At 70.9% G+C, this 7,806-nt stretch carries 5 protein-coding genes; all 5 read left to right on the forward strand.

What is annotated here, in order from left to right; translation table 11 throughout:
• Positions 1–88 precede the first annotated feature (88 nt).
• The 5 genes from VFZ92_RS17280 (at position 89) to VFZ92_RS17300 (ending at position 7,470) form a co-directional block, all read left to right on the forward strand.
• Positions 89–2,083 carry an APC family permease gene (locus VFZ92_RS17280; RefSeq protein WP_330876963.1) on the forward strand — a complete coding sequence of 665 codons (1,995 nt, stop codon included), beginning with the start codon at positions 89–91 and terminating at the stop codon, positions 2,081–2,083.
• An 83-nt stretch (positions 2,084–2,166) separates the two neighbouring features.
• On the forward strand, positions 2,167–3,372 hold the full coding sequence (locus VFZ92_RS17285; protein WP_330876970.1) for a class I SAM-dependent RNA methyltransferase: 1,206 nt from the start codon (positions 2,167–2,169) through the stop codon (positions 3,370–3,372).
• A 168-nt stretch (positions 3,373–3,540) separates the two neighbouring features.
• Complete coding sequence (gene dxs, locus VFZ92_RS17290; RefSeq protein ID WP_330876964.1) at positions 3,541–5,466, forward strand: 1-deoxy-D-xylulose-5-phosphate synthase; 1,926 nt, start codon at positions 3,541–3,543, stop codon at positions 5,464–5,466.
• A 188-nt stretch (positions 5,467–5,654) separates the two neighbouring features.
• Positions 5,655–6,338: a response regulator transcription factor gene (locus VFZ92_RS17295; protein ID WP_330876965.1), complete on the forward strand. Its 684-nt coding sequence runs from the start codon at positions 5,655–5,657 to the stop codon at positions 6,336–6,338.
• Positions 6,310–7,470, forward strand: coding sequence for a HAMP domain-containing sensor histidine kinase (locus VFZ92_RS17300; protein ID WP_330876966.1), 1,161 nt, complete (start codon positions 6,310–6,312; stop codon positions 7,468–7,470). Before VFZ92_RS17295 ends, VFZ92_RS17300 begins: the two co-directional genes overlap by 29 nt.
• Positions 7,471–7,806 lie beyond the last annotated feature (336 nt).

Raw genomic sequence — 7,806 nt, forward strand, 5'->3', positions numbered from 1 at the left:
GACGCTCGCCGGGGGCCCGGCGACGACCGCACCACAAACCCCCGCGGTTGGTCCGGAACGGTGAGCGGACCGCTTACGCTCTGGACCCGTGTCCAAGCTCGCAACCGCGGCCAAGCGCCTCGTCGTCGGCAGGCCCTTCCGCAGTGATCGACTAGCCCACACGCTCCTGCCCAAGCGCATCGCCCTGCCGGTCTTCGCCTCGGACGCGATGTCCTCCGTCGCGTACGCGCCGGAGGAGATCTTCCTGGTGCTGTCCGTCGCGGGCCTGTCCGCGTACACGCTGGCGCCGTGGGTCGGCCTCGTGGTCGTGGCCGTGATGCTCGTCGTGGTCGCCAGCTACCGGCAGAACGTGCACGCCTACCCCTCGGGCGGCGGTGACTACGAGGTCGCGACGGTGAACCTGGGCCGCAAGGCCGGGCTGACGGTCGCCAGCGCGCTGCTGGTCGACTACATCCTCACCGTGGCCGTGTCGATCGCCTCGGCGATGGCGAACATCGGGTCGGCCGTGCCCTACGTCGCCACCCACAAGGTCGAGTTCGCGGTCGCCGCGATCGTCCTGCTGACCGCCATCAACCTGCGCGGCCTGCGCGAGTCCGGCACCGCCTTCGCGATCCCCACCTACGCGTTCATGGTCGGCATCCTCCTGATGATCGGCTACGGCCTGTTCCGGGCGTTCGTGCTGGGCGACCAGATGCACGCGGAGAGCTCGACCGTCGAGATCCGGGCCGAGGACGACCACCTCATGGGCCTCGCGTTCGTGTTCCTGGTGCTCCGCGCGTTCTCCTCGGGCTGCGCGGCCCTCACCGGCGTCGAGGCCATCAGCAACGGCGTGCCCGCGTTCCGCAAGCCGAAGTCGCGCAACGCCGCCACGACGCTGCTGCTCATGGGCCTGATGGCCGTCACGATGCTGATGGGCCTCATCGTCCTGGCGCAGGTCACGGGCGTGCGGATGGCCGAGGACCCGGCGCACCAGATCGTCAGCGCGCCGCCGGGCTACGAGCAGAAGACGATGGTCGCCCAGATCGCGGGCGCCGTGTTCGAGGGCTTCCCGGTCGGCTTCTACTTCATCGCCTCGGTCACCGCGCTGATCCTCGTGCTCGCCGCGAACACGGCGTTCAACGGCTTCCCGGTTCTCGGCTCGATCCTCGCCCAGGACCGCTACCTGCCCCGCCAGCTGCACACGCGGGGCGACCGGCTGGCGTTCAGCAACGGCATCGTGTTCCTCGCGGGCGCGGCGATCGTGCTGGTCATCGCGTTCGACGCCGAGGTCACCCGGCTGATCCAGCTCTACATCGTCGGCGTGTTCGTGTCGTTCACGCTCAGCCAGCTCGGCATGATCCGGCACTGGAACCGGCTCCTCTCGACCGAGGAGGACCCGGTCGCCCGCAACCGGATGCGGCGCTCGCAGACGATCAACACCGTGGGCCTGGTCATGACCGGCTCCGTGCTGGTGGTCGTGCTGATCACCAAGTTCACCAAGGGCGCCTGGATCGCCATCGCCGCGATGGCCGCCATCTACGCCCTGATGACCGCGATCCGCAGGCACTACGACCGCGTCGCCGAGGAGCTGCGGCAGCAGGAGCGGCAGAAGATGCTGCCCGCCCGCAACCACGCCATGGTGCTCGTGTCCAAGCTCCACATGCCCACCCTGCGCGCGCTGGCCTACGCCAAGGCCACCCGGCCGGACGTGCTGGAGGCCGTCACGGTCAACGTCGACGACGCGGACACCCGCAGACTCGTGCAAGACTGGGAGAAGGAAGCCTTCAAGATCCCGTTGAAGGTGATCGAGTCGCCCTACCGCGAGATCACCAAACCGGTGCTGGACTACGTGAAGCGGATGCGCTCGGACAACCCGCGCGACGTCGTCACGGTGTTCATCCCCGAGTACGTGGTCGGCCACTGGTGGGAGCAGATCCTGCACAACCAGAGCGCGCTGCGGCTCAAGGGGCGACTGCTGTTCGAACCCGGTGTGATGGTGACGAGCGTGCCGTGGCAGCTCGCGTCCTCCAACCGGGTCCACGACAAGGACGTGATCGCGCCCGGCGCGATCCGTCGCGGTTTGGACAAGAGGGACCCCAGGTGACTTCGCACGACGAGCCAGCCGACCACGACGACCTCCCCGCGGGCGGGGAGGTCGTCGAGAAGCCCGACTGGCGCCACCGCCGGATCGAGGTGGAGGTCGGACCGGTGGCGCACGGCGGCCACTGCGTCGCCCGCCACGAGGGCCGGGTCGTGTTCGTCCGGCACTCGCTGCCCGGCGAACTGGCGGTCGTCCGGATCACCGACGACACCGGCGGCTCGTTCTGCCGGGGCGACGCGGTGGAGATCCTCCGGCCGTCCGCCGACCGGGTCGAGCCGCCGTGCCCGTTCTCCGGGCCCGGCCTGTGCGGCGGCTGCGACTGGCAGCACGCCTCCTGGGAGGCCCAGCGCGACCTCAAGGCCGCCGTCGTCGAGGAGCAGCTGCACCGGCTCGCGAACGTGGACCGCGCCGTCGTCGTGGAGGAGCTGCCCGGCGGCCCGCTGCACTGGCGCACCCGGATGAGGATGGCCGTCGGCCCCGAGCGCAGGGCGGGCTTCCGCGGCCACCGCAGGCACAACGTCGTCGTCGTCGACGAGTGCGTCATCGCCGCCCCCGGCGCGCTGGACGAGGCCGTGCGCCGCGAGTGGGCCGTCGGCGGCGAGCTGTCCCTCACCCGCGACGCGGGCGGCCAGGTGCACGTCACCGAGTCCGGCAAGCCCCAGCCGCGCAACGGGCGCCGCGCGGTCCCCGGCAAGCCGATCCGCAGGCGCGGCAGCGGCACCGCCGTCGAACTCGCCGCCGAACGCACCTGGAGGCTGGACGCCGAGGGCTTCTGGCAGGTCCACCCCGCCGCGGCGGACACCCTCGCCGCCGTCGTCCGCGAGTGGGCGGACGCGGCCGCGGGCTCGCTGGCCTGGGACCTCTACGGCGGCGTCGGGCTCTTCGCGTCCGTGCTCGCCGAGCAGGTGGGCACCGCGGGCCGCGTCGTGGTCGTCGAGTCGTCCCACCAGGCCGTCCAGGACGGCGTCGCCAACCTCTCCGACCTGCCCCACGTCGAGTTCCGCCGCGGCAAGGTCGAGGACGTCCTGTCCTCACCCGACTTCGTCGACCAGACCCCGGACGTCGTGGTGCTCGACCCGCCCCGCAAGGGCGCCGGGAAGGTCGTCGTCGGCGAGATCGCCCGGCGTTCACCCGCACGGGTGGTCTACGTCGCCTGCGACCCCGCCGCGCTGGCACGTGACGTGGCGACCTTCGCGGAACTGGGGTATCAGCTGGCCGATCTCCGGGCCTTCGACGCGTTCCCGATGACACACCACGTCGAGTGCGTGGCGCTGCTCGTCCCACGAACGTGAGTCTCCATACACCCTGAGGAGCCAACCGGGCGGGTGGTCTTCACGTCCTGTTCAGGGCGAGCGGGTGAGGAACTGCGTCTCAGCCGTGCCTCCGTAGACTGACCGGACGATGCGCATCCACCACGATGCGTAATCCGAACCGACGCAGACCACAGGCGAGGTGGAGCGGTGACGCTGCTGGAATCCGTGCAGGGACCGGCGGACTTGAAAAGGATGACCGCCGAGGAGCTGGTGCGGCTCGCGGAGGAGATCAGGGGATTCCTGGTCGACAAGGTCTCCCGGACCGGTGGTCACCTGGGCCCCAACCTGGGGGTGGTCGAGCTGACCATGGCCGTGCACCGGGTCTTCGACTCGCCGCACGACCCGGTCGTCTTCGACACCGGGCACCAGAGCTACGTGCACAAGATCGTGACGGGCCGGCGCGACGGCTTCGACGCGCTGCGCCAGCGGGGCGGCATGTCCGGCTACCCGTCGCGCTCCGAGAGCGAGCACGACGTCGAGGAGAACAGCCACGCCTCGACCGCGCTGTCGTACGCGGACGGCCTGGCCAAGGCGTTCCAGCTCACCGGCTCCGAGGGCACCGTCGTCGCGATCGTCGGCGACGGCGCGCTCACCGGCGGCATGTGCTGGGAGGCGCTCAACAACATCGCGGCGGACAAGACCCGCCCGGTCGTCATCGTCGTGAACGACAACGGCCGCTCGTACTCGCCCACGATCGGCGGCCTCGCCGACCACCTGTCCTCGCTGCGGCTGCGCCCCGGCTACGAGCAGGTGCTGGAGAGCGGGCGGCGCGCGTTGCAGCGGACCCCGCTGTTCGGGAAGCCGCTGTACGCGGCGCTGCACGCCGCCAAGCGCGGCATCAAGGACGCGCTCGCGCCGCAGGCCATGTTCGAGGACCTCGGGCTCAAGTACATCGGACCCGTCGACGGCCACGACCTGCCCACGCTGGAGTCCGCGCTGGTCAGGGCCAAGGCGTTCGGCGGCCCGGTGATCGTCCACGCCGTCACCCGCAAGGGGAACGGGTTCGCGCCCGCCGAGAACCACCAGGCCGACCAGATGCACGCCACCGGCGTCATCGACCCCATCACGGGCGAGGCCGTCGGACCGTCCAAGCGCACCTGGACGCACGTGTTCGCGGACGAGCTGGCCGTGCTCGGCGGTGAGCGCGAGGACCTGGTCGCCATCACCGCCGCCATGCGCGGACCGGTCGGGATGGACAAGTTCGCAGGTCTCTACCCGGAGCGGTGCTTCGACGTCGGGATCGCCGAGCAGCACGCCATGACGTCCGCGGCGGGCCTGGCGATGGGTGGCCTGCACCCGGTGGTCGCGGTGTACGCGACGTTCCTCAACCGGGCGTTCGACCAGCTCCTCATGGACGTCGCCATGCACAAGCAGGGCGTGACCGTCGTCCTGGACCGGGCCGGGATCACCGGGCCCGACGGGGCCAGCCACCACGGCATGTGGGACATGTCCATCTGCGGCCTCATCCCCGGCGTGCACGTGGCCGCACCCCGCGACGCGGCCACGCTGCGCGAGGAGCTGCGGGAGGCCGTGTCGATCAGCGACGCGCCGTCGGTGGTGCGGTACCCGAAGGCGTCCGTCGGCGCCGACCTGCCCGCGTTGGAGCGGATCGGCGTGGTCGACGTGCTGAGCAGGCCCGCCTCCGGTGAGAGCGCCGACGTGCTGCTGGTGCCGGTCGGGTCGTTCGGCGAACTGGGCGTCGCCGCGGCCCAGCGGTTGGCCGACCAGGGCATCGGGGTGACCGTCGTCGACCCGAGGTGGATCCACCCGGTGCCCCCGGAGCTGGTGGCGATGGCCGCCGAGCACAAGCTGGTCGTCACCGTCGAGGACGGCGGGCGGCACGGCGGGTTCGGCTGGACGCTGGCCGCGGCGCTGCGGGACGCGGACGTGGAGGTGCCGTTGAGGGACCTCGGGGTGCCGCAGGAGTTCCACCAGCACGCTGAGCGCGGGGAGGTGCTGGCATCGCTCGGGCTGACGGCGCAGGGGGTGGCGCGGAGGGTGACCGAGTGGGTGGCCGGGCGGTTGGGCGAGACGTCGGATTCTTCTGAGGTGGGCGCGGCGGTGGAGAAGTAGGTTCGGGTCGTTGGGCCCCGGCCGCCTTCGGGTGGCCGGGGCCTTCGGCGTCGCGGGGCTCGTGGCCGTCGGTCGCGGCGGGAGCGGGATCGGCCGCGTTTCGCGCGGTGTCCGCTGGTGGGCGGTCATGCGGCTCGGTCGCTCGTCGTGCGCGGGTGTTTCCCCTGGGGTGCCGGTAGCGTTGTGGTGTGCGGATCCTGGTTGTTGAGGACGAAGTGCCGTTGGCCGACGCGATCGCGCGCGGCCTGCGGAGAGAAGGCATGGCCGTCGACGTCGCCTACGACGGCGAGTCCGGTCATGAGAAGTCGACCATCACCCGGTACGACGTGGTGGTGCTCGACCGCGACCTGCCGGGGATGTCCGGTGATGAGCTGTGCAAGGAGATCCTCAGTTCCGGTGCGTTGACGCGGGTCATGATGTTGACCGCCAGCGCCGGTGTCGACGATCGTGTCGCCGGGCTGTCGCTCGGCGCTGACGACTACCTCGCGAAGCCGTTCGCCTTTCCCGAGTTGGTGGCCAGGGTCCGGGCGCTGGCTCGGCGCGCCACGCCTGCCACGCCCCCGTTGCTGAGCGCGCGGGACGTGGAGCTGGACCCCGCCCGGCGGACGGTGCGGCGGGCGGGTGCGCTGGTGGAGCTGACCCGCAAGGAGTTCGGTGTCCTCGAAGTGCTGCTCGCGGCCAAGGGGTCCGTGGTCAGCAGTGAGGAACTGCTGGAACGGGTGTGGGACGAGAACGCCGACCCGTTCACCACGACCGTTCGGGTGACCGTGATGACGCTGCGCAAGAAGCTCGGCGAGCCGGGCATCATCGACACCGTCGTGGGCTCCGGCTACCGGGTCCCCAGTGCCGGGACCGGCTCCGCTGAGGACTGACTTCGCCCACCGGCGGGGTCCTGGTCTCCGCCTCCGGATCACGCTGCTCGCGACCGCCCTCGTCGCGTTCGTGAGCTGCCTGCTGCTCCTGCTGGGGTGGATGCTCGTCGGTCGCGTCGTCGACTCGATGCCCGCGTTCCCCGAGGGCAGCACGGTGGAGGTCGACGGCGTCGAGGTCGACACCGACGTGCTGAGCCAGGTGCTGAGCGCGAACGCCCGCGCGGACGTGGTCCGGTCCGGCGCCGTCGCGTTCTTCTTCGTCGTGCTCGCCGCCGCCGTGCTGGCCTGGGCCATCACCGGGCGGGTGCTCAAACCCGTGCACGACGTCACCGAGGCCGCCCGCAGGCTGTCCGCCGAGTCGCTGGGCGAGAGGCTGCGGCTCGCAGGCCCCCGCGACGAGGTCGCGGAGCTGGCCGACACGTTCGACGGGATGCTCGACCGCCTCCAGGCGGCGTTCGACTCGCAACGCCGGTTCGTCGCGAACGCCTCCCACGAACTGCGGACCCCGCTGTCCGTCATCCGCACCGAGCTGGACGTGACGCTGTCCGACCCGGACGCGGACGTCGAGGAGCTGCGGCGCATGGCGGGTGTGGTCCGGTCCGCCACCGAACGCGCGGAACAACTGGTGAGCGCGCTGCTGTTGCTGGCCCGCACCGAGGGGACGCGCCTGGCGGTGCACGAACCCGTCGACCTGGCGACCGTCGTGGACTCGGCGTGGCGGGCCGCGCGGCCGGAGTCGGCGGCCAAGCAGTTGCGCATGAGCTTCCGCACCGGCCCGGCGCCCACCGTCGGCGACCCTGCCCTGCTGGAGCGGATCGCGGGGAACCTGCTGGAGAACGCGGTGCGGCACAACCTGGTCGGAGGGTGGATCGACGTGGTCACCGAGTGCGGGCCGCAGTGGTCCGTGCTGCGGGTGTCGTCGTCCGGACCCCCGATCGCGCACGAGCTGGTGGAGAGCCTGTTCGAACCGTTCCGCCGAGGTGGCGCGGACCGGACCGCGCGCACGGGCACCGGGCTGGGGCTGTCGATCGTGCGCGCGGCCGTGACCGCGCACGAGGGCCTGGTGCACGCCGAAGCGGTGCCCGGCGGAGGGCTGGCGGTCGTCGTCCACCTGCCCGTCGCGAGCCGATGAGGAAAAGTTTTGGTGGTCCCGGTCACAGTGAGGAGTGGTTTCCGGCCGTTCGGGGCACTCTGAGGGGTCGGGGATGCCGTTCTAGCTGGGGTTTTGTTGACCTTGGACCTAGGGGTACCCCGATTTGGACCCCAGTTCATGGGGGTGTAACTTTCTCCTTGTCACCGCGACACGGACCGGAAACGGGCCGGAGCGGGGGCCACAATCTTCAGAACTGAATGCCTCGCAGGCCGATTTGACAGTCAGAAAAATCGCTTGCTAAGCTTCAAACACAAGCCCCGGATTGCACCGCGGTAAGACGCGGGACGAGATGGTGTGCGCGTGTTCTTTGAGAAC

Origin of the sequence: Umezawaea sp. (assembly GCF_036375055.1) — a bacterium.
GTDB lineage: Bacteria > Actinomycetota > Actinomycetes > Mycobacteriales > Pseudonocardiaceae > Umezawaea.